Genomic DNA, 22,473 nt, shown 5'->3' on the forward strand with positions numbered 1-22,473 from the left:
CGTTACCGCGTGAGCTTCTGGGCGTGCCGGTTGTCGGCGGTCGCGTCCGCCTCCGACCAGGATTGCGGCTTGACCTTGTCGCCGGCGGCGAACTTCTGGAAGCCTTCGACCACGACCTTGTCGCCGGCCTTCAGGCCTTCGGTGACGAACCAGAGTCCGTCCTGCACCGAGCCGGTGCGCACCGCCTGCACCGCGATATGGTTGTCGTCCTTGACGACGAACACTTCGCTGCCGCCGCCGCCATTGCGTTGGATCGCCTGCTGCGGCACCGCGATCGCATCGGAATCGAGGCCCTGGTCGATGCGGACGCGGACATACATCCCCGGCAACAGCTCGCGCTTGGGGTTGGGGAACTCGCCGCGCAACGTCACCTGCCCGGTGTGGGCGTCGACCTTGGCGTCGGAGAACAGCAGCTTGCCGTCGAGCGAGTAGAGCGTGTTGTCGTCGAGCACCAGATGCACCTTGGCGGCATCGGAGGCGATGCGCTCGAGGTCGCCGGTCTCGAAGGCGCGGCGCAGCTGGTTGAGCTCGTTCACCGACTGGGTGAAGTCGGCATAGATCGGGTCGAGCTGCTGGATGGTGGCCAGATTGGTCTCGTTCTGCACCGCGAGCGCGCCCTCGCTGACCAGGGCCGCACCGACCACGCCGTCGATCGGCGCGCGCACGGTGGCATAATCGAGATTGAGCTTTGCCCGCGCGAGCTCGGCCTTGCGGCCCTCGACCTCGGCATGGGCCTGGCGCTCGCCTGCCACCGCCTTCTCGTTCTCGGCCTCGGGCGCGGCGCGCTGGCTGGTCAGCGTGGCGATACGGTGGGCCTGCTGCTTCGCCTGCATCAAGGCAGCCTCCGCCTTGGCGAGCGCAGCCTCGTTGGCCATCACCTCGACCTCGAACGGACGCGGATCGATACGATAGAGCGGATCGCCGGCCTTCACCTCGCTGCCCTGGCGGAACAGGCGCTCGACCACGATGCCGGAGACGCGCGGCCGGACATCGGAGACGCGCGTCGGCGCGATGCGGCCGGGCAGCTCGCGCACCACGGCGCGGGCTTGCGGCTTCACGACGACGACGCTGACGTCAGGATAGGCCGGCGGAGCGGCGGACACGGCGGAGCTGGATTCGTCGCAAGCGCCGAGCAGCGGCGCTAGGGCCGCGAGCATCATTGCAACGCATGCCGATCGCGCGCGAAGTCCTGACATGAAGTGGGGTGCCCCGATGTTGTTGATACTGAACCACGCACGACGCGACGCCCGTTCTGGACCAAGACCGCGCGGCTGATGCGATCAAAATAGAATGGACTTGCTGCGACGCAACGCGTGTTGCGGGCGGCTCATTGTCACACAGACTATCATGCTGAATTCAGGAGCTTTTTCCGGGCTCACCAGATCGTGAGTCCGGTTCCATCGCGGCGTGCTGCGACAGAAGATCGCAATTACTGGGCAACCCTCATCCGATAGTGGCTGACGCCCCATTCGGTTCCATCGGCATGGCCGAACAGGCCCGATGTCGCGAGCAGGTACCAGCGCCAGCGCCGCATCCACATGGCAGCCTGTTCGCCGTGGACCTTGCGCAAGGAGGCCTCGATCGCATCCCGGTGCGCGTCGAAATTGGCGAGCCAGTCATTGGCGGTGCGTTGATAGTGGGTGCCGCTCCAGCACCATTCCTTCTCGATCGCGAAGATGTCGTCGAATTGCCTGACGAGGTGATGGCTCGGCATCATCCCGCCCGTGAAGACGTGCTGCGCGATCCAGTCCTCGCGATCGGACCGGTCGAACAGGTGGGATCCGGTGCGATGCGTGGCGACGTGCATGAAGCAGCGCCCCTCGGGCGCGAGCCAAGACTGCAGCCGCGTCATCAGCTTGCGCCAGTTCACGATGTGCTCGAACGTCTCGACCGAGACGATGCGGTCGAACTGGCCGTCGGGTGCGAACACGTTCATGTCGGCACAGATCACGCGCAGGTTCAGCAAGCCGCGCTGCTGCGCCTGCTCCTCGACATGGGCGCGCTGCGCCTGCGAGGTCGACACCGCCGTTACCTTTGCGTGTGGAAATTGCCGCGCCATCCACAGCGCCAGCGAGCCCCAGCCGCAGCCGAGCTCGAGGATGGTCTGGCCGTCGGCGAGGCCGGCATGCTCGACGGTCTGGCGCAGCGCCTCCTCCTCCGCCTCCTGCAAGGTGGTGACGTCGGTCTTGTAGAAGCCGCAGGAATGTTTGCGGTTGGGGCCGAGCACGTCCGCGAAGAACGCCGCGGGCATCTCGCCGCGCCCGGCCTCGGTGTCCTCGGCGATCGGCCGCAGCATCATCCGGCCCGCGAAGGCGGAATCGGCGGCCGCGTCATGGCCGGCAAGCCGCGTTGCAGTGCGGGAGCACAGGCGCTGGATCGCCGCGCGGATCACGACGTCCGGCAGCGGCACGCGTTCGGCAGTCCCGATGATCGCGGAAACGACGCTCATGCGCCCCCTGAATGGCGAACTTCTGCAGATACCTGTCTATCAAAGCGCCGCTTCCGGTCCGGGTTCCCGGAGCCCACCCCGAAATCGGCGTATCCGGCGCTTTTTTTGGGCCGGCGCTGTGCCATAGTGCGCACCGCAAGCAAGCTTTTGTGGATGATACCGGCCATGCCGTCAGGCACTTCTCCCCGCTCCACCATGGATATCGAGTACACCAAACTGTCCTCGCCCAGCGTCTTCCTGGTGCGGATGCTGGTCTTCCTGGTGCTGTGCACGCTGGTGGGCGTGGTGCTCTACAAGCAGATCATCCAGGCCTTCTTCGCCAATCCCGGGCTCAACGCCCTGATCGGCGGCGTGCTGTTCATCGGCATCATCTTGGCCTTCCGGCAGGTGATCCGGCTCTACCCCGAGGTCTCCTGGGTGAACAATTTCCGCATCGCCGATCCCGGCCTCGCCCCGGCCCGCCACCCCAAGCTGCTGGCGCCGATGGCGGCCATCCTCGGCGGCGAGCGCTCCGGGCGGATGTCGATCACTCAGACCACCATGCGGCACCTGCTCGATTCGATCGCGACGCGTCTCGACGAGGCCCGCGACATCTCGCGCTACATGACCGGCCTGCTGGTCTTCCTCGGCCTGCTCGGCACCTTCTGGGGCCTGATCGAGACGGTCGGCTCGGTCGGCAAGGTGATCGACGGGCTCAAGGTCGGCGGCGATTCCGGGGCCCTGTTCGACACGCTGAAAGAGGGCCTCGCCGCCCCGCTCGGCGGCATGGGCATCTCGTTCTCGAGCTCCCTGTTCGGCCTCGCCGGCTCGCTGATCCTCGGCTTCCTCGACCTGCAATCGAGCCAGGCGCAGAACCGCTTCTACACCGACCTCGAAGACTGGCTCGCCACCACCGTGCGCGAATATGGCAGCGGCGAAGTCGCGGTCGCTTCCGGCGGCGGCGGGGTCGCCAGCGGCGAGCTGCAGGCCGCGGTCGAACGGCTGCGCTCGGTGCTCGAGGAAGGCAGCGCCAGCCGCGGCACCACGGCCGCGATGGCGAGCCTTGCCGAAGCCATCCAGGCGCTGGTCTCGCACATGCGCACCGAGCAGCAGATGATCCGGGAATGGGCCGACGGCCAGGGCGAGCAGAACCGCGAGATCCGGCGCCTGCTGGAGCGCCTCGCGCGCCAGCCGGAAAAGAGCTAGCGGCTCGCGTGCCCCGGACGCTGCGCAGCACGAAGTGATGCGCTGCAGAGCCGGGGCCCAGGGAACGAGATATGGGTCCCGGCTCTGCGAAGCAGCGTTGCACGCTGCATCGCGTCCGGGACACGAAAGTGGAGACGGACAACAATGGCACTGGCGCGCGGCCGCCGCGGCGACACCTCCTTCAACTACTGGCCCGGCTTCGTCGACGCGCTGTCGACGCTGGTGCTGTCGATCGTGTTCCTGCTGTCGGTGTTCCTGGTGGTGCAGTTCTTCCTGTCGCAGGAGGTCACCGGCAAGGACAAGGCGCTGGAACAGCTCAACGCCAAGATCGCCCAGCTCAACGAGCTGCTGTCGCTGGAGAAGCTCGGCAAGCTCACGCTCGACGACCAGGTCTCGCAGCTGAAGGCTGGCCTCGCCTCGGCCGAGACCGAGCGCGACCGCATCAAGGGCCTCTATGACGGCTTGGCTGCCGCCGGCAACGACGCGCAGGGCAAGACCTCCGAGCTCGGCAAGGCATTGGATTCGGAGAAGGCGGTCTCGGCGCGGGCGCTGGCGCAGATCGAGGTGCTGAACCAGCAGATCAGCGCTTTGCGCCGGCAATTGGCCGCGCTGGAAGAGGCGCTCGATGCCTCCGAGAAGCGCGACAAGGAATCGCAGAACCGGATCGCCGATCTCGGCTCCCGCCTGAACGTGGCGCTGGCGCAGCGCGTGCAGGAATTGTCGCGCTACCGCTCGGAATTCTTCGGCCGCCTGCGCGCCATCCTCGGCAACCGGCCCGACATCCGCATCGTCGGCGACCGCTTCGTGTTTCAGTCCGAAGTGTTCTTCGACACCGGACAGGCGACGCTGCTGCCCGAGGGCCGCGCCGAGCTCGACACCCTGGCGACCGCGCTGATCGAGCTCGACAAGAAGATTCCGAACGAGATCCCCTGGGTGCTGCGCGTCGACGGCCACACCGACGTGCGCCCGGTCAACGGTCCGAACTTCAAGTCGAATTGGGACCTGTCGGCGGCACGCTCGATCTCGGTGGTGCAATATCTGGTCTCGCTCGGCGTGCCCGCCCAGCGGCTCGTCGCAGCCGGCTTCGGCGAATTCCAGCCGCTCGATCCCGGCAACACCGAGGAAGCCTACAAGCGCAATCGGCGCATCGAGCTCAAGCTGACGGAGCGGTAGTGAGCGCGATTCACCTCCGCCCCTACGCGACCTCCGACGAAGCCGCCGCGATCGACCTCTGGCATCGCACATGGCAGCAGGCCTATCCGCAGATCGACTTCGCGGCCCGGCTGGACTGGTGGCGCGAGCGCTGGCGCAAGGATCTGGTGCCGAAGGCCACGATCGTCGTGGCGGAGCAGGACGGCGCACTGACCGGCTTCGTCACCATCGACGGCGACGGCTATCTCGACCAGCTCGTGGTCGATCCCGCGCATTGGGGCTCGGACGCGGCGCGGTTGCTCGTCGAGGAAGCCAAGCGGCTGTCGCCCTCGGGCGTCACGCTGCTCGTCAACAAGGACAATACCCGCGCCATCCGCTTCTACGAGCGCAACGGCTTTGCCCATGCCGGCGACGATGTGAACCCGACCTCGGGCCGGCCGGTGCTGAAGATGGCGTGGCGGGCGTGATCTGGCGGACGTGAGGCCGGTCACGGTTGGATCCAGGAATGTCCGCTAGTCGTTGGTACGGAAGCAGCGATGACAAGCGGATGGAGACGATCGATGAAGTTGCGCGATCTGGCCGAGGGATCCTCGGTCTTTCTCGGCGTCATCGTCGCCGGATATGTGTCGACAAGCTATGTCGACCAGCGCTTCGCCTCGCGCGAGATGGCGCGCGCGCCTGCCCCGACGAGCAGCCCTACCCCATCGGCCTGTGTCGACAAGGACGGCAGCTGGAAGAACTGGCCGTGGCCGAATGTGCCCACGCTCTCGCCGAAGTGCCGGTAAGGAACGCTCCTTTACACACCGCTGTCATCACCCGCGCAGGCGGGTGATCCAGTATTCCAGAGACAGCAGTGGTTGAACCGAGACGCCGCGGCGTACTGGATCGCCCGCCTGCGCGGGCGATGACACTGTGGGTGAGGCAGCGATCGCAGCACCTCACGTCGATCGTTCAGCGCTCACGCGACCTCGAACTGCAGCCTCGCCAGCCGCGCATAAAGTCCGTTCGCGGCGACGAGCTCGGCATGCCTGCCCTGCTCGACGATCTTGCCCTGGTCCATCACCAGGATGCGGTCGCAGGACAAGACGGTTGCGAGGCGATGGGCGATGACGAGCGTGGTGCGGTGGCGCATCAGCTCTTCCAGCGCGGTCTGCACCAGCGTCTCGCTTTCGGCATCGAGTGCGGAGGTGGCTTCGTCGAGCAGCAGGAGCGGCGCATCACGCAGGATGGCGCGCGCGATCGCAATACGCTGGCGCTGGCCGCCGGAGAGCGTCACGCCGCGCTCGCCGAGCGGGGTCTCGAAACCTTCGGGCAGGCGGCGGATGAACTCGGCTGCGTGCGCCAGCTCGGCGGCGCGCTCGACCTCGGCATCGGTCGCGTCGGGTCGGCCGAAGCGGATGTTCTCGCGGGCGCTCGCGGCGAACACGTTCGATTCCTGCGGCACCAGCGCGATGCGCGAGCGGAAGTCGCGGGGATCTGCGGATTTGACCGGCACGCCATCGAGCGAGATCGCGCCGCTGCGCGGGTCGTAGAAGCGCAGCAACAGATGAAAGATCGTGCTCTTGCCGGCGCCGGACGGGCCGACGATCGCGACCTTCTCGCCCGGACGCACCGTGAACGACACGGAATCGAGCACATTGACGTCGCGCCGCGCCGGATAGGCAAAGCTGACCTGATCGAAGCCGACCTCGCCGCGTGCCGGCACGGGTAACGCGCGCGCAGACGCAGGCGCCTTGATGTCGGGCTTCACATGCAGGATCTCGAACAGGCGCTCGGCTGCGCCTGATGCCGACGAGACCTCGCCCCAGACTTCGCTGAGCTGGCCGAGGCCGGCCGCGGCGAACACCGCATACAGCACGAACTGGCCAAGCCGGCCCGGCGAAATCGCGCCGGTCAGCACGTCATGCGAGCCGATCCAGAGGATCGCGACCACGCTTGCGAACACGATGAAGATGATGATGGCCGTGAGCACGGCGCGAGCCTGGGTCGAGGTGCGCGCGGCTTCATAGGCCTGCTCGACCTCGCCGCCGAAACGCTCTTCGGCGAATTGCTCGCTGGTATAGGCCTGCACGGTGCGGATCGCGCCGACCAGTTCGCCGGCATAGGCCGACGCCTCGGCCAGCGTGTCCTGCGCATTGCGCGACAGACGCCGCACCCAGCGCCCGAAGGCGACCAGCGGCAGCACGATCAAGGGAATGGCCAGCAGCACGAAGCCCGACAGTTTGGGGCTCGTGATCACCATCATCGCCGCAGCACCAAGGAACATCATCAAATTGCGCAGCGCGATCGACACGGAGGCGCCGACGGCCGATTTGAGCTGGGTGGTGTCGGCGGTGAGCCGCGAGATCAATTCGCCGCTGCGCGCGGAATCGAAGAAGGCGGGGGACAGCGAGAGCAGGTGAGCGAAGACGTCGCGCCTGAGGTCGGCAACGATGCGCTCGCCGATCGTCATCACGAGGTAGTAGCGCGCGGCGCTGGCGAGCGCGAGCACGCCGACCACCGCGAGCATCACCGAGAAGTAGCTGTTGATCAGCTCGATGCCCTCGGGCGTCAGGCCGAAATCGATCATCCGGCGCACCGCGACGGGCACCAGCAGGGTGGTCAGGGCCGCGACCGTGAGCGCGACGAAGGCGAGCGCCGCCCGGCCGCGATAGCGGCTGACATAAGGCGCCAGCGCGAGCAGCGGCCGCAGCTTGGCGCGGCCCTTGGCCGGCTCTTCGATCAGCTCGGCTTCGATCGAGGGGGGGTCCGCGGCATTCATTCCGGGCTGATCGACATACTGGTCATCAAGCCGTTCCACTGCGCTCATGAGATCTGGCCCATTGCATCCGTTTGCTCCCAATAGGCCGGTGCAAGGGTAGTGGCAAATCCGGGATGTCCCTTAGGGGCAAACCCGGCTCACCCGCGCAAGCCCGGCTTGTTTTGCCTGATAGCGTGAGGTATAGAGCCGCCAAATCCGTCATTCGCTAGCCACAGAACAGGCGCCGGGCGCCGAGGAATTTGCCATGAAAGCCGAAATTCATCCGGATTATCATACGATTAAGGTCGTGATGACCGACGGAACCGAGTACCTGACCCGCTCCACCTGGGGCAAGGAAGGCGACACGCTGAACCTCGACATCGACCCGAAGTCGCACCCGGCCTGGACCGGCGGCTCCCAGCAGCTGATGGATCGCGGCGGCCGCGTCTCGCGCTTCCAGAAGAAGTTTTCGGGCTTCCTCAAAAAGGATTGATCCGGCCAACGAGGCTGGAGACGAAAAACGCCCCTGGAAAGCCGGGGGCGTTTTTGTTTTTGGGGCGGTCGCCAAGGCCGAGGTCTCGTAGATTTTGTAGGGTGGGCAAAGCGAAGCGTGCCCACGTATCTTTCGCGACTGAGAGAGGTCGTGGGCACGGCGCAAGAGCGCCTTTGCCCACCCTACGGCACCTTTGACTACGGCACCGGTGAAACTTACCGCTCGAACGCGGCCTTCAGCGCGTTGAGGTGCGGCACCAGCGGATTGCCGATCGCGATGTGCTCGGCCGGCGGGGTGTGGATGGTGGTGTCGAGACGGCGGACGCGGGTCTGCAGGCTCATCGAGCGATGGATCAGCTCCTGGAGCTGCAAAGGCAGCTTCTCGATGGTGTCGGCGGGGCCGGGATCGGCGGCGCTGAGCTTGACCTTGGTCTTCTCGCGATTGGCCTGGACCAGCGTCATCTCGCCTTCCTTTACCGCACGGTGCAGCAGCAGCCACGAGGCGAGCTGCATCAGGCGGGTGGTGAGACGCATGCTCTCGGTCGCGTAGGTGAGGCTGACGGCACGGTCGAGCGCCTTGGCCTCGGTGCGGCCGGCGCCGTCGAGATAGGCCGCAGTCTCTTCGACGAGGTCCATGCCCTCACGGAACAGGACGCCGAACGCCGCAGAATTGGTGAACCGCTCGCTGAGTTGAACGAGAGCGCCGTCGGCCTGCAAACGTTCCATGGTTAACGCCTCTTACGCAACTGTTTGACTGTCCGGCTTTGGCGCCGGCTTATGATGAACAAATCATTGCGCGGGCTGGACGCGGAGTCCAGTGACAAGCGCGGATATGGTTTCCGCGGGTCATTCCTCGGAATGCAACTCGGGAAGAGACGCACAAAAGCGGGGAGCGGACGCAAAAAAAGAGCCGCCGGAGACCGGCGGCTTTGAAAGTTGATAACAGGGAGGCGTCAAACAGAGTGGACAGGAGCCACTCGGTGTCCAAACGAGGACAGTTCCAGTCATAAACTCGAAAGCTTAATCGACCGTAAACGAACGTTTTTTTTGAGGGTTCGTTAGCCATGTCGGCCAGCGGCCGAGTGAGGTGCGGAACAAACCTCTCCGCCGTCATTCCGGGGCGCGCGCAGCGCGAGCCCGGAATCCATAGCCACAGGCAGATGTGACGGCCGTTCACTATCAGCGTGCCCATTGCCACGGCCTGTGGTTATGGATTCCGGGCTCGGCGCTGCGCGCCGCCCCGGAATGACGGCGGGAGGTGTCCTACTTCTTGAAAAAACTATCCGCCGCATCGCGCGAGGCGCGCTTCCTGGTGGCGGCTTCTTCCAGTCTGGCGATCTCGGTCTTCAGGAGAAGCATGCGCTCGGCCAGTTCCTCCACGGACAACAGTGAGAGATCCTGTCCGATTTCGTGGCTGATCTTCTTGCGCGGGCGGTCGTCGTCTTCCGTTGCCATCCTCGTTCCTCCTCTCGTCCGCGGGCCGGACCATATGGCTGAGGCAGTTGCCAGTCCGGACCATGCTGGCTAAGCAAGGGCCTGGTTCATCCCGCACCTTTGCTCAAGGACACATCATGGACAAGCTGCCCGCGCAAATGACCGTGGTCGCCATCTCCAAGCCCGGCGGACCGGAGGTGCTGGTCCCTGAACAGCGCGCGCTGCCGCAGCCCGGCCCCGACGAGATCCTGGTCAAGGTGATGGCTGCCGGCGTCAACCGGCCCGACGTCGCACAGCGCTCCGGCGCCTATCCGCCGCCGCCCGGCGCCAGCGACCTGCCCGGCCTCGAGATCGCCGGTGAAGTGGTTGCCGTTGGCAGCAACGCCAAGCGGCACAAGATCGGCGACAAGGTGATGTCACTGGTCGCAGGCGGCGGCTATGCGCAGTACTGCATCGCGCAGGACGCCCAGGCCATGAGCGTGCCGCCGGCGCTGTCGATCAAGGAAGCCGGCGCGCTGCCGGAAACCCTGATGACGGTCTGGCACAACGTGTTCGAGCGCGGCGGCCTCAAGGCCGGCGAGACGCTGCTGATCCATGGCGGCTCCTCGGGCATCGGCACCATGGCGATCCAGCTCGCGAAGGCGTTCGGCGCAAAGGTGTTCGTCACCGTGGGATCGCAGGACAAGGTCGACGCCTGCCTCAAGCTGGGGGCCGACCGCGCCATCAACTACAAGACCGAGGACTTCGTCGCCGTGGTCAAGGAAGCGACCAACAAGGAAGGCGTCAACCTGATCCTCGACATGGTCGCCGGCGAGTATGTCGACCGCAACTATGATGCCGCCGCGGTCGACGGCCGCATCGTGCAGATCGCGACGCTGAACGGCCCCAAGGTCAGCGTCAACATCGCCAAGGTGATGGTCAAGCGCCTCACCCACACCGGCTCGACCCTGCGCCCCCGTACTAATGCGGACAAGGCGGCGATGGTGGCCGCAATCGAGGCGAAAGTGATGCCGCTTTTGCGCGAGGGCCGCGTCAAACCGCTGATGGACAGCACTTTCCCGCTGGAAAAGGCGGCGGACGCGCACCGGCGCATGGAGACGAGCGCACATATTGGCAAAATTGTGTTGGAGGTCTAGGCCGCTGACCCACAGGGCGAGGCGGAAACCCTTTGATTTTCCTCGCTTTCGTGGCATCTATCGCGACGCACCGAACCACTTCCGTTCGGTCTGAAATCGTCTTCACCGAAGAGTTTGCGTCGAACGCGGAGAACTGACCTTGCGTCTGATCAGGTGCCTCGCGCCCATCGCGCTGGGCCTCATGATTCTCGTCGCCGCGTATCCCGCGCGCGCGCTCGACGCCGTCAGCGTCCGCAGTGACGCGCCCGCGATCGACCTCACCGGCGTGCTCGAGCATCAGCGCAGCGATGCCGACCGCATCCAGGTCTCCACCGCGCCCGGCACCGACGGCATCGTTCGCCGCATCGAGGTGCGCGCTCGCGAAGGCGGCCAGAACTGGGTGGTGTTTGCGCTCGCCAACAACACCGACGACCAGCTCGACCGCCTGATCGTCGCCCCGCATTACCGCATCGTCTCCTCGGGGCTGTTGTGGCCCGACCTCGGCCTGTCGCGCATCGCCACCATCACGCCCTCGACCGGCGACCGGCCGGAACGGCAGGAAAGCCCGACCGCCGACGTGTTCCGCGTCACGCTCGACCCCGGCGCCGTCATCACCTTCGTCGCGGAGCTGCGCACCGACAAGCTGCCGCAGCTCTACCTGTGGGAGCCGGAAGCCTACAAGGACAAGGTCAACTCGTTCACGCTGTACCAGGGCATCGTGATCGGCATCTCGGGCCTGCTGGCGCTGGTGCTCACGATCCTGTTCGTCGTGAAGGGCAGCATCATGTTCCCGGCCGCCGCGGCGCTGGCCTGGGCGGTGCTGGTCTATATCGGCGTCGATTTCGGCTTCTGGGGCAAGGTGCTCGACATGTCGAACAACGCCGAGCGCATCTGGCGCGCGGCGGGCGAAGCGATCCTGGCGGCGACGCTGCTGGTGTTCCTGTTCGCCTATCTCAATCTCAGCCGATGGCACGTGCGCTATTCGCACATCACGGTGGGCTGGCTCGCCTTTCTCGGCTCTCTCGTCGCGCTCGCGCTATTCGATCCGGCTGTCGCCTCAGGCATCGCGCGAATCTCGCTGGTGCTGATCGCCTTCGCCGGTTTTGCGCTGATCGTCTATCTCTCCACCCACGGCTTCGACCGCGCGGTGCTGCTGATCCCGACCTGGTTCCTCCTCGTGGTGTGGGTGGTCGCGGCCGGCATGACGGTTGCGGGTTCCGTCACCAATGACATCGTCGGCCCTGCCCTGCTCGGCGGCCTCGTGCTGATCGTGATGCTGATCGGCTTCACTGTCATGCAGCACGCCTTTGCCGGCGGCGGCGCCACCACCGGCGTCGTCTCCGACATCGAACGGCGCGCCCTGGCGCTGGCCGGCTCCGGCGACCTGATCTGGGATTGGGACGTCTCCGCCGACAAGGTCTTCACCAGCCCCGAGACGGAAGCCCTGCTCGGCCTCAAGCGCGGCACGCTCGAAGGGCCCGCAGCATCGTGGCTCGAGGTGCTGCATCCGCTCGACCAGGACCGTTTCCGCGCCGCGCTCGACAGCGTGCTCGATCAGCGCCGCGGACGTTTGGTGCAGGATTTCCGCCTGCGCACGCCGGACGGCCATTTCATGTGGTTCGCGCTGAAGGCGCGCCCGGTGGTCGGATCCGACGGCGAAGTCTCGCGCGTGGTCGGCACGCTCACCGACGTCACCGAGCTGCGCAACGCCGAGGAACGCCTGCTGCACGATTCCGTGCATGACAACCTCACCGGCCTGCCCAACCGCAAGCTGTTCATGGACCGGCTGGGCGCGGTCGCGCATTTCGCCAAGACCATGCCGACGCTGCGGCCGACGCTGATGGTGATCGATCTCGACCGCTTCAAGCAGGTCAACGATTCCGTCGGGATCGCGGTCGGCGATTCCATCCTGCTGACGCTGGCCCGACGCCTCACCCGCATCCTGAAGCCGCAGGACACGCTGGCGCGGCTGGCCGGCGACCAGTTCGGCCTGATCCTGCTCTCGGAGCAGGACCCGGCCCGCATCACCGCCTTCGCCGAGACCATCCGCAAGACCATCCGCGCACCGATCGCCTTCAACGACCGCGAGATTTTTCTGACGGCCTCGATCGGGCTTGCGCTCTCCGATCCGCAGACGCAGCTGACGGACGAGATCATCAAGGACGCCGAGCTTGCGATGTATCACTCCAAGCGCATCGGCGGCGACCGCATCGACGTCTACAAGCCCGCGATGCGGGCGCGGAAGACCGACCGCCTGACGCTGGAGAGCGAGCTGCGCCGCGCCATCGAGCGCCAGGAACTCACCATCCTGTACCAGCCGATCGTGCGGCTGGAGGATCGCTCCGTCGCCGGATTCGAAGCGCTGGTGCGCTGGGATCATCCGAAGCTTGGGCGCATGGCGCCGTCGGAATTCATCTCCATCGCGGAAGAGACCGGCCTGATCGTCGATCTCGGCATGTTCGTGCTCGACCAGACCGCAAAGCAGCTCTCGGTGTGGCAGCGCGCGATGCGCTCGCGCGAGCCGATCTTCGCCTCGGTCAACGTCTCCTCGCGGCAATTGCTGCGCCACGACCTGATCCACGACATCCGCACCGTGCTGTCGCGCTCCTCGGTGGCGCGCGGCACGCTCAAGCTCGAACTGACGGAATCCCTGGTGATGGAGAATCCGGAGCACGCGGCGCAGATGCTGACGCGGATCCGCGAGCTCGGCACCGGACTCTCGCTCGACGATTTCGGCACCGGCCATTCCTCGCTGGCCTATCTGCAGCGCTTCCCGTTCGACACCATCAAGATCGACCAGTCCTTCGTGCGCACCACCAACCGCGGGACGCGGCCGGTGATCCTGAAATCGATCATCGCGCTCGCGCACGACCTCGGCATGGACGTGGTGGCCGAAGGCGCCGAGACGGATTCGGACGCGGTCGAGCTCTACCAGATGGGCTGCGAATACGCGCAAGGCTTCGCCTTCGGCGAGCCGATGGACGCGGACGCGGCGATGCGGCTGCTCACGGAAGTGCGGCTGGAAGCGGCGAGCTAGCCTCTTACCCTCCCCTGGAGGGGGAGGGTCGATTGCGCGCAGCGCGAGCGGGGTGGGGTGATCTCTCCACTCGGGCACTGCATCGGTTGAGAGACTGTCACCCCACCCCGTCTCACATTTCGCTGCGCTCAATGTGAGCCGACCTCCCCCTTCAGGGGAGGGTGGCAGCGTGCCGCTCCGCTACCGCCGCCCGTCCTTCTTCATCTTCGTGAACCGGACGGTCTGGCCATCGGGCATCCGCGTTGCCTTGAAACCCGCCGCGATGCAGGCTTCGCGCTGCGGCATCTGGATGTCCGGGCTACGCGAGGTGTCCCACCACGAGGCACGGTTGGCCGCACGCGGCAGGGCCGCGCCGATGATCTCCTCGATCTGTTCGAAGCTCAGGACGAATTCGGCCTGCTTCTGGCGCAGCAGATAGTCGCGCAACGCGTCGTAGTCGTTCACGTCAGTCCTCTCGTTCGAAACCGGATCAGCTCCCGCAAGCCCCGGCCAAAACCGGGAGCGGTGTAAACCGATCCTTAACTCATTGCGGCAGCGCCGTCCTTCCTTAAACACTACTCAAGATTTCGGGCGCATCCACTAGGGATCGGAGCAAACGATGCTGTCTGGATGGCGCGACATCACGGCCCGCCGGCCGTGGCGGATTTCGGCGAAGCTGCTGATCATCTCGTCCGTGGTGACGGTGATCGGCTTTTCCGCCATTTGCGTCAACGTGATGCTCGACATGCGCCGGGGCGAGGAGGCGCTCGCCCGCCAGACGCTGGAGAACCTCGCGACGACCATCCAGTCCGACGTCAGCCGCAACGTCGAGATCTACGATTTGTCGCTGAAGGCGGTCGCCAGCAACATGCTGCTGCCCGAGCTCGCGACGGTGTCGAAGCCGATCCGCCATCTGATCCTGTTCGACCATGCGACCACCGCCAAGCATTTCGGCGCCATCCAGGTGTTCGATTCCGAGGGCAAGCTGGCCATCGACGCCTCCACGCTCGATCCCCTGCCGGAAAACCGCAGCGAGGAAGATTACTTCAGGGTTCATCGCGACAATCCGGGCACCGGGCTCTTCATCAGCCGCCCGATGCTGTTCCGCGGCGCCTATTCCATCGTGCTGAGCCGGCGCATCAGCGACACCGACGGCGGCTTCCTCGGCGTCGTCGCCGGATCGATCCGCTTCAGCTATTTCCACGAATTGTTCGAGCGGCTCAACCTCGACCCTGAGGACACCATCACCGTGCTGAAGCGGGACCGCACCATCATGATGCGGCGGCCGTTCGATCTCGACATCATCGGCACGAACCTGAACGACCGCCGGGCCTGGAAGCCCGACAATCTGCCGATCGGCGCCGCCTATTCGGGACAGGGCCCGGTCGATCCGACGCCGCGGCTCTATGTCCGGAGCGGCGACAACGGTCCGCTGTTCGTGGTGGCGGGCAAGCCGCTGGCCGCCGTGTTCGCGCTCTGGCGCAAGGAAGCGATCCGCATCGGCGCCGTGGTGCTGGCGCTCGCGCTGTTCGTGCTGGGATCGACGCTCGTGCTTGCGCGCGAGATCGGCCGGCGCGCCGAAGCCGAGCGCAAGCTCGAGGAGATGGCGACGACCGACGCGCTCACCGGCCTGAAGAACCGCCGCAAGTTCGATTCCGTCATCGACGTCGAATGGCGGCGCGCCATGCGCCAGAAGGTGCCGGTCGCGCTGATCATGATCGATGCCGATCACTTCAAGGCCTACAACGACACGTTCGGCCATCAGGCCGGCGACCAGGTGCTGGTCGGGATCGCCATCTGCATTTCCGATTCGGTGAGCCGGGCCGGCGACTGCGCCGCGCGCTATGGCGGCGAGGAATTCGCCGTGCTGCTGCCGAACATTTCGGCCACCGACGCCTTCAAGGTCGCCGAGGCGATCCGCACCAAGGTGCAGGGCTGGTCCGACGACGAGGTGATCTCGACGGTGTCCTGCGGCGTTGCCAGCCTCGTTCCCAGCGCCGGCATGGACTGGACGGTGCTGGTCGCCGCCGCCGACAAGGCGCTCTACGCGGCGAAAGCGGGCGGCCGCAACCAGTCGGTGGTTGCGAGCCTGCCGAAACTGTCGCTGGTGGCGTGAGCTTGGGATGTCATTCCGGGGCGGCTCGAAGAGCCGAACCCGGAATCTCGAGATCCCGGGTCTGGTCCTTCGGACCATCCCGGGATGACATCGAAAGCATTCGCCCTCGATGTCACTGCCCGAGATATTTCTTCATCTCCGCGATCAGCCCCTCGCGCAACTCCGGGCGCTTCAGGCCGTAGGCGATGTTGGCGCGCAGGAAGCCGGGCTTGGAGCCGCAGTCGTGGCGCTCGCCCTCGAACTCGACGCCGTAGAATTTCTGCGACTTGGCGAGGCCGATCATGGCGTCGGTGAGCTGGATCTCGCCGCCGGCGCCGCGCTCCTGGGTCTCCAGGATCTTGAAGATCTCGGGCTGCAGGATGTAGCGGCCGGTGATCGAGAGGTTGGAGGGCGCGGTGCCCTTGGCCGGCTTCTCGACCATGCCGTCGACCTCGAACATCTTGCCGCTGCGCTTGCCGACGCCGCAGATGCCGTATTGATGGGTGAGATGGTCCGGCACCGCCTCGACCGCGACCAGATTGGATTTCTCGCCGAGTGAGGACGCCATCTCGATCATCTGCTTGAGGCAGCCCGGCGTGTTGAGCACGAGCTCGTCGGGCAGCACGACGGCGAACGGCTCGTTGCCGACGATGTCGCGCGCGCACCAGACGGCGTGACCGAGGCCGAGCGGCGCCTGCTGGCGGGTGAAGCTGACGGCGCCGGCCTCGGGCTGGTTCTGCGCCAGGATCTCCTGCTCGGCCTTCTTGCCGCGCTGGCTAAGCGTCGCATCGAGCTCGTACATCCGGTCGAAATGATCTTCGATGACGTTCTTGTTGCGGCCGGTGACGAAGATGAAGTGCTCGATGCCGGCCTCCCTCGCCTCGTCATAGACGTACTGGATCAGCGGCTTGTCGACGATGGTCAGCATTTCCTTCGGCATCGCCTTGGTGGCGGGCAGGACACGGGTGCCGAGGCCGGCGACGGGGAATACGGCTTTGCGAATTTTCATGGCAGCGATCGAATACCTGAGGAGATACGTGAAGGGAGCAATGGCATCTTGCTAGCCTGTTTGCAGCCGCCAACAAAGGCGGATGTGGGGCCTCATCCGCGCAGAGTTAAGAAAAAGGCCGCCACCAAAATTTCACCTTTGTTAAGCTATTGGCAACCGTAACCAGGCCTCCTGATGGCGGATTTTAGGGCCGACGGGTGGGACATGAGGCAATCGGTGGCAACGCAGGCAAGACGGACGGTATTTGCGGCCGGCACGATGGTGATCGCGGCCGCTCTGCTGCTGCCGGTCGGCGCGCACGCCCAGGCGCAGAACGGCCTGTCCAACCTGTTCGGCGGCATCTTCTCGGGTCCGAATGCTGCGCCTCCGCAAGCCCCGCCCGGACCCGGCGGCGGTCAGACCGGAGCATTGCCCTGGAGCGGTGAGGACGGCGCCTCCGGCCACCCCCTGATGACGGCCGCGGCGATCCGCGAGGCCGCCTCCAACTTCAACAATTGCGTCGCCGGGATGTGGCCCGATGCCGCGCGGCGTGGCGTCACGCAGGAGAACTTCCAGCGCTTCACGGCCGGGCTCTCGCCCGACCTGCGCATCATGGACCTGATGGACTCGCAGCCGGAGTTCACGAAATCGATCTGGGACTATCTCGACATCCTCGTAAACGACAACCGCCTCGCCAAGGGGCGCGAGGTGCTCGCCAAATACAAGGCGCAGTTCGACGCCACCGAGAAAGCCACCGGCGTCGACCGCTACATCATCGCCGCGATCTGGGGCATCGAGTCCAATTACTCGACGCAGATGGGCGACCGCAGCGTGCTGCAATCGACCGCGACGCTCGCCTGCATCGGCCGCCGCCAGGCCTATTTCAAGGACGAGTTCCTCTCGGCGCTGGAGATTCTCAACCGCGGCGATCTCAGGCCGGAGCAGATGCGCGGCTCCTGGGCCGGCGCGTTCGGCCCGACCCAGTTCATGCCGACCGCGTTCAAGCGCTTTGCCGTGGACGGCGACGGCGATGGACGGCGCGACGTCGTCGACAACCCCACCGATCTGATCGCCTCCACCGCCAACAACCTGAAGAAGGACGGCTGGCAGGCCGGCCAGACCTGGGGCTTCGAGGTCGTGGTGCCCCAAGGCTTCAACTACATGCTGGCCGACCGCGCCAAGGCGATGACGATCGCGCAATGGGAGAAGCAGGGGCTGAAGCGGGCGACGGGCCAGCCGTTCCCGCACCCGGCGGAGAAGGCCTACCTGCTGGCGCCGGCGGGCGCGCAAGGGCCGGGATTCCTGATGCTGCAGAACTACCGCGTCATCATGAAGTACAACCCGGCCGAGGCCTATGCGCTCGCGATCGGCCATTTCGCCGACCGCCTGCGCGGCGGACAGCCCTTCGTGCAGCCCTGGCCGCGCCAGGAGCGCGAGCTGTCGCGCAGCGAGCGGCTGGAACTGCAGCAGCTCCTGGCCCAGCGCGGCTTCTACAAGGGCACCCCGGACGGCCAGTTCGGCGGCCAGACCCGGGAGGCGCTGCGCAATTTCCAGGCCTCGATCGGGGTGCCCGCCGACGGCTTTGCCTCCTCCGACGTGCTGGACCGGCTGCGGGGGCGGTAAAATCGCCCCGAAAGTAACCCTGAACAGGGATTTTGCCGGCCGACCTTGACGGAGGAGGCTGTTCCCCGGTGTATGGGGTAAGAATCTGCAACGGAATTTGCCTGTTTGGCGCCCGATTTCGTTATTATATTCAGACCACTCCCGATCCCCATTGCGCGTGCCCGAGATCGCATGTCGAAGCCAAAGTCTTTCTTCAAGGCGCTGACCGAGACCGGCCCGTTGATCGCGCTGGGGACGGCGCTTGCGATTCTGGTCTCGGTTGCGGGACCCGCTTCGGCGCAGTTCTTCAACTTCCCCGGCTTCGGTGGTCCGCCGCAACGCTCGGCGCCGCCACAACGGGGCGGCGGAGGCGGCGGCTGGTTCGGCGGCGACTTCTTTGCGCCCTTCCAGCAGCAACAGCAGCAGGCGCCGCGCCAGGATTTTTCGCGCGCACCGGCGCCGGCCAAGCGCGACACCATCCCTGAGAAGAACGTGCTGGTGCTCGGCGATGCCATGGCCGACTGGCTCGCCTATGGCCTGGAAGACGCCTATGCCGAGCAGCCCGACATGGGCGTGATCCGCAAGCACAAGACCGTTTCGGGCCTCATCAAGTACCAGCCGAAGGGTGAGCCCTCGGACTGGGCGGCAGCGGCAAGAGGCATCCTCGAGACCGAGAAGCCCGACGTGATCGTCGTCATGCTCGGCCTCAACGACCGCGTCGCGATCCGCGAGCCCGCCGCTGACAAGACGGACAAGGCGGCCACCGACAAGGACAAGAAGAACGACAAGGGCGCGCGCGCCAAACAGCCATCCAAGCCGGCTGACGCCAAGCCCGGTAACGACACCGCCGCCAAGCCCGACGACAAGCCTGCCGATGCGGACCTGCCGCAAGACGACGCCGACAATGCCGACACGCCTGCGGCCGCCCCCGAAAAGACGGCCCGCAATCCGAACGGCCTCTACGAATTCCGCGACGAGCGCTGGGTCGAGCTCTACGGCAAGAAGATCGAGGAGCTCGCAGGCGTCCTCAAGTCCAAGGGCGTGCCGGTGCTCTGGGTCGGTCTGCCCGCGGTGCGCGGACCGAAGGGCACCGCGGACACGTTGTTCCTGGACTCGCTCTATCGCGAAGGCGCGGCCAAGGCCGGCATCACCTATGTCGATGTCTGGGATGGCTTTGTCGACGAAGCGGGCCGCTTCCTGCAGAAGGGCCCGGACTTCGAGGGCCAGATCCGCCAGCTGCGCAGCTCCGACGGCGTCTATTTCACCAAGCCCGGCGCGCGCAAGCTTGCGCACTATGTCGAGCGCGAGATCACGCGCCTCCTGGCCGGCCGCTCCGGTCCGATCGCGCTGCCGAGCGAACCCGCGACGCCCGACACCAGCGCGGAGCCGGGCAAGCCCGCGCCGCGGCCGTTGGCGGGACCGATCGTGCCGCTGATCGCGGCCTCGATCTCGACCGATCAATTGCTGGGCGGCCCGGGCTCGCGGCCCGCCGCCGTCGATGCGCTCGCTGCGCGGACGATGGTGAAGGGTGAGCCGTTGGCGGCTCCGGCCGGCCGCGCCGACGATTATGCCTGGCCGCGCCGCGAAGTCGGCCGCGAGCAGGCCAAGGGCGATACGCCGATGGCCGCGACGACGCCTGACGGCAACGTCGCGTCTCCCGGTGCATCGGGAGCGGCCGCGGCGATCGCGCCGCCGAAGCTCGCGCCGAAGAAGCCGCCGGCGCAGCCGCAGCAGCCCGCACAGGCCTCGCCGTCATTGCGTGATTTCTTCGGCTTCGGCTCTCCGCAGCCACCGCCGCCGCGTCAATTGGCGCCGGCGCCCGGGCCGCGCAACCCAAATCAAAATCCAGGGGCCCCGCGGCCTCCGGGTAACGTCGGACGCTCGGCGGAAGTGATCCGGTAACCGAGGCCTCGCGTCCCGGACGCGCTTGCAGCGTGCAACGCTGCCGCCCCAGGGCCGGGCCCCAGTTCCTCTCACGGTCTTCAAAAAAGAATGGGCCCCGGCTCGGCAGCGCACCACTGCGTGATGCGCTGCGTCCGGGGCATCCAGAATGCGTGTCTGTCGCTTAGCCCTTAGTAACGCCAACGCGGCGGCGGACGGCGCGCGGGGCGCGACATCAGAAGCGCGAGCGCAAAGCCGACGCCACCGGCGACCAGCAGCGCGCCGAGCGGGTTGTCCTGCACCCTCTTCGACAGCGCCTGGGTGCCATCGCGGAAGGTATCGCCACTGTTGTCATAGGCGTCCTTGGCGTAGCTGGTCGCGGTGTCCGCGGCATCGCGCACCGCATCCTTGGCCTGGCCGTAGAGATTCTGCACCGTGCCTGCGGCTTCGCGCGCCTTGCCTGAGGCCTGCGTCTTGGAATCGCCTGCCATGTCTCCGATCGCGCTTTCCGCTTTACCTGCGTAGTCCTTCGCCGCTCCAACAATCCGGTCCGTGTCCATGATGCTCCTCCTCGGGGGTCAGCCCAAGTAACCGATCAGGAGCGGCACAGTTCCAAGCCATGACGAAAGTGTAGCCCTAGAGAATCAGCCCACCGTCGACGACGAGGGTTTGCCCGATGATGTAGGAGGACAGCGGCGAGGCCAGGAACAGCGCCGCGCCCGCCATGTCGGCCGGCGTGCCCAATCGTCGCAGCGGGATGCGGGCGAGCGCGCCCTCGAGCCGCTTGGGATTGTCGGTCGTCACCTTCGTCATCTTGGTGTCGACGAGCCCCGGCGCGATGCCGTTGACCCGGATGCCGTCCTCGGCCCAGGCCTCGCCCAGCGTCCGGGTCAATCCGACCGCACCGGTCTTCGAGGCGTTGTAGGCAGGATTGCCCATGGTCGAATGATAGGCCGCGGTCGAGGAGACCATGATCAGCGCGCCGCTGGAATCCCGCAACATGGAATGAAACCGCGTGGCGCAGGCCATCAGGCTCATCAGATTGACTTCGACCACCTTGCGGAAGCCAGCCATCTCGAATTCGCCGCGGCGATAGAGCACCGCGCCTTGCGCCAGCACGAGAATGTCGAGCCTGTCGAAGCCCGGCTTGAACGCCTCGATCGCGCCGGGGCTGCTGACGTCGAGCTGCGCATAAGAGAGGCCGGTAAGATCGGAGCCTTCCTCCGCGGAATATTCCGCTGCGCGAGCGCGCGTGCCGCACACCGCGACCTGCGCACCTCTGGTGCGAAACGCCTGCGCGATGCCGTTACCGATCCCGCTCGAACCGCCGACGACCAGCACCTGCTTGCCTGAGAAATCGAGCTCGTTCGCCATCGCGGCCTCCCCTTTTGTCTTGCTTTGTTTGACCTGTCTGCGGATCGATGCCAGCCTTGTCAATCATAACGAGAACAAGCAGCTTCCCGAGGAAACAGCATGTCCGAGTTCAAAGAGCTCAGCCGGTCCGTCAAGGGCCTGACCGTTCTCGTCACCGGCGCAGCGAGCGGCATGGGGCGAGCGACCGCGCGCGTGTTCGCAAACGAGGGCGCGAACGTTGCCGTCACCGATTACGACGAGCAGGGCGCCCATGCGGTTGCGAAGGAGATCGCGGCGAGCGGCGGAGCGGCGAAGGCATGGAAGCTTGATGTTGCCGACGGCGGCGAGATCAAGCGTGTCGTGGCTGACGTTGCCGCGCATTTCGGCGGCCTCGACATCGTCGTCAACAATGCCGGCATCTCCGTGCGTGTCGCGATCGACGACGAGGCTTACGAGGACGCCTGGGCCAGGGGCATTGCCGTGATGCTGACGGCGCATCCGCGCATCATCCGCGCCGCGCTGCCGCATCTGCGCAAGTCGAAGTCCCCGCGCATCGTCAATATCGCCTCGACCGAGGCGCTCGGCGCCACCGCGTTGCACAGCCCCTATTCGGCGGCGAAGGGTGGCGTTGCCAGCCTCACCCGCTCGCTCGCCGTGGAGCTCGGACGCGAGGGCATTACGGTCAACTGCATCTGCCCCGGTCCGATCCGCACGGCGATCACCGACCGCATCTCGGAGGAGCACAAGACGATCTACGCCAAGCGCCGCACCGCACTCGGCCGCTACGGCGACCCCGAAGAGGTCGCACATATGACACTGAGCCTGTGCCTGCCGGCCGCGTCCTTCCTCACCGGCGCAGTCATCCCGGTCGACGGCGGACTGATGGCGCGGAACGCGTGAGAGGCATGCGCTCGAAGCGTTGACAAGCACGAGCGCGGGAGTAGCTTTTTCGCCGACAGAGCGGGACCAAC

The 22,473-nt window shown here is 66.1% G+C and carries 20 protein-coding genes; 11 read left to right on the forward strand and 9 right to left on the reverse strand.

Annotated elements, in window-relative coordinates:
* Positions 1-2 precede the first annotated feature (2 nt).
* A complete protein-coding gene (locus CO669_RS11485; RefSeq protein WP_097659917.1) occupies positions 3-1,196 on the reverse strand; it encodes an efflux RND transporter periplasmic adaptor subunit in 1,194 nt (397 codons plus the stop codon).
* 233 nt (positions 1,197-1,429) lie between these two features.
* The gene (locus CO669_RS11490) at positions 1,430-2,449 is read right to left on the reverse strand and encodes an SAM-dependent methyltransferase (protein WP_097659918.1); all 1,020 of its coding nucleotides are present in this window, start codon (positions 2,447-2,449) and stop codon (positions 1,430-1,432) included.
* A 165-nt stretch (positions 2,450-2,614) separates the two neighbouring features.
* Here CO669_RS11490 and CO669_RS11495 point away from each other — a divergent pair, with 165 nt between their 5' ends.
* From CO669_RS11495 to CO669_RS11510, 4 genes are all read left to right on the forward strand, one after another.
* Positions 2,615-3,634, forward strand: coding sequence for a flagellar motor protein MotA (locus tag CO669_RS11495; RefSeq protein WP_198963960.1), 1,020 nt, complete (start codon positions 2,615-2,617; stop codon positions 3,632-3,634).
* Between the two features lie 144 nt (positions 3,635-3,778).
* Positions 3,779-4,807 carry a peptidoglycan -binding protein gene (locus CO669_RS11500; RefSeq protein WP_097659920.1) on the forward strand — a complete coding sequence of 343 codons (1,029 nt, stop codon included), beginning with the start codon at positions 3,779-3,781 and terminating at the stop codon, positions 4,805-4,807.
* A complete protein-coding gene (locus CO669_RS11505; protein WP_097659921.1) occupies positions 4,807-5,253 on the forward strand; it encodes a GNAT family N-acetyltransferase in 447 nt (148 codons plus the stop codon). Before CO669_RS11500 ends, CO669_RS11505 begins: the two co-directional genes overlap by 1 nt.
* Before the next feature lie 93 nt (positions 5,254-5,346).
* Positions 5,347-5,571 (forward strand): hypothetical protein, encoded by a 225-nt coding sequence (locus CO669_RS11510; protein ID WP_097659922.1) that lies wholly within the window; start codon positions 5,347-5,349, stop codon positions 5,569-5,571.
* 173 nt (positions 5,572-5,744) lie between these two features.
* On the opposite strand, the gene CO669_RS11515 is transcribed toward CO669_RS11510, so the two are convergent.
* On the reverse strand, positions 5,745-7,595 hold the full coding sequence (locus CO669_RS11515) for an ABC transporter ATP-binding protein/permease (RefSeq protein WP_097659923.1): 1,851 nt from the start codon (positions 7,593-7,595) through the stop codon (positions 5,745-5,747).
* Positions 7,596-7,791: 196 nt separating this feature from the next.
* On the opposite strand from CO669_RS11515, the gene rpmE reads away from it, so the two are divergent.
* Positions 7,792-8,019: a 50S ribosomal protein L31 gene (gene rpmE, locus CO669_RS11520; protein ID WP_097659924.1), complete on the forward strand. Its 228-nt coding sequence runs from the start codon at positions 7,792-7,794 to the stop codon at positions 8,017-8,019.
* 215 nt (positions 8,020-8,234) lie between these two features.
* On the opposite strand, the gene rcdA is transcribed toward rpmE, so the two are convergent.
* Positions 8,235-8,744, reverse strand: a complete 510-nt coding sequence (rcdA, locus tag CO669_RS11525; protein WP_097659925.1) for a protease adaptor protein RcdA — start codon at positions 8,742-8,744, stop codon at positions 8,235-8,237.
* Between the two features lie 537 nt (positions 8,745-9,281).
* Positions 9,282-9,473: a DUF1192 domain-containing protein gene (locus tag CO669_RS11535; RefSeq protein ID WP_097659926.1), complete on the reverse strand. Its 192-nt coding sequence runs from the start codon at positions 9,471-9,473 to the stop codon at positions 9,282-9,284.
* 116 nt (positions 9,474-9,589) lie between these two features.
* On the opposite strand from CO669_RS11535, the gene CO669_RS11540 reads away from it, so the two are divergent.
* Positions 9,590-10,588 (forward strand): NAD(P)H-quinone oxidoreductase, encoded by a 999-nt coding sequence (locus CO669_RS11540; protein WP_097659927.1) that lies wholly within the window; start codon positions 9,590-9,592, stop codon positions 10,586-10,588.
* Between the two features lie 139 nt (positions 10,589-10,727).
* Positions 10,728-13,604, forward strand: coding sequence for an EAL domain-containing protein (locus tag CO669_RS11545; protein WP_174718814.1), 2,877 nt, complete (start codon positions 10,728-10,730; stop codon positions 13,602-13,604).
* Positions 13,605-13,784: 180 nt separating this feature from the next.
* Here CO669_RS11545 and CO669_RS11550 read toward each other — a convergent pair whose 3' ends face one another.
* Complete coding sequence (locus CO669_RS11550; protein ID WP_198963961.1) at positions 13,785-14,048, reverse strand: DUF7662 domain-containing protein; 264 nt, start codon at positions 14,046-14,048, stop codon at positions 13,785-13,787.
* A gap of 154 nt (positions 14,049-14,202) precedes the next feature.
* Between CO669_RS11550 and CO669_RS11555 the strand changes: the two genes are divergently transcribed.
* Positions 14,203-15,699, forward strand: coding sequence for a sensor domain-containing diguanylate cyclase (locus CO669_RS11555; RefSeq protein WP_097659928.1), 1,497 nt, complete (start codon positions 14,203-14,205; stop codon positions 15,697-15,699).
* 112 nt (positions 15,700-15,811) lie between these two features.
* Here CO669_RS11555 and galU read toward each other — a convergent pair whose 3' ends face one another.
* Positions 15,812-16,687 (reverse strand): UTP--glucose-1-phosphate uridylyltransferase GalU, encoded by an 876-nt coding sequence (gene galU, locus CO669_RS11560; RefSeq protein WP_097659929.1) that lies wholly within the window; start codon positions 16,685-16,687, stop codon positions 15,812-15,814.
* A gap of 204 nt (positions 16,688-16,891) precedes the next feature.
* Here galU and CO669_RS11565 point away from each other — a divergent pair, with 204 nt between their 5' ends.
* Positions 16,892-18,289, forward strand: a complete 1,398-nt coding sequence (locus CO669_RS11565) for a lytic murein transglycosylase (protein ID WP_198963962.1) — start codon at positions 16,892-16,894, stop codon at positions 18,287-18,289.
* Positions 18,290-18,460: 171 nt separating this feature from the next.
* The gene (locus CO669_RS11570; protein ID WP_097659930.1) at positions 18,461-20,170 is read left to right on the forward strand and encodes an SGNH/GDSL hydrolase family protein; all 1,710 of its coding nucleotides are present in this window, start codon (positions 18,461-18,463) and stop codon (positions 20,168-20,170) included.
* A gap of 170 nt (positions 20,171-20,340) precedes the next feature.
* Here the strand turns inward: CO669_RS11570 and CO669_RS11575 are convergent, their stop codons facing one another.
* Both CO669_RS11575 and CO669_RS11580 read right to left on the reverse strand, forming a co-directional pair.
* Positions 20,341-20,709, reverse strand: coding sequence for a CsbD family protein (locus CO669_RS11575; protein WP_097659931.1), 369 nt, complete (start codon positions 20,707-20,709; stop codon positions 20,341-20,343).
* Between the two features lie 76 nt (positions 20,710-20,785).
* On the reverse strand, positions 20,786-21,523 hold the full coding sequence (locus CO669_RS11580) for an SDR family NAD(P)-dependent oxidoreductase (protein ID WP_097659932.1): 738 nt from the start codon (positions 21,521-21,523) through the stop codon (positions 20,786-20,788).
* Between the two features lie 99 nt (positions 21,524-21,622).
* Between CO669_RS11580 and CO669_RS11585 the strand changes: the two genes are divergently transcribed.
* The gene (locus CO669_RS11585; RefSeq protein WP_097659933.1) at positions 21,623-22,402 is read left to right on the forward strand and encodes an SDR family NAD(P)-dependent oxidoreductase; all 780 of its coding nucleotides are present in this window, start codon (positions 21,623-21,625) and stop codon (positions 22,400-22,402) included.
* Positions 22,403-22,473 lie beyond the last annotated feature (71 nt).

This window comes from Bradyrhizobium sp. Y36, assembly GCF_002531575.1.
Lineage (GTDB): Bacteria > Pseudomonadota > Alphaproteobacteria > Rhizobiales > Xanthobacteraceae > Bradyrhizobium.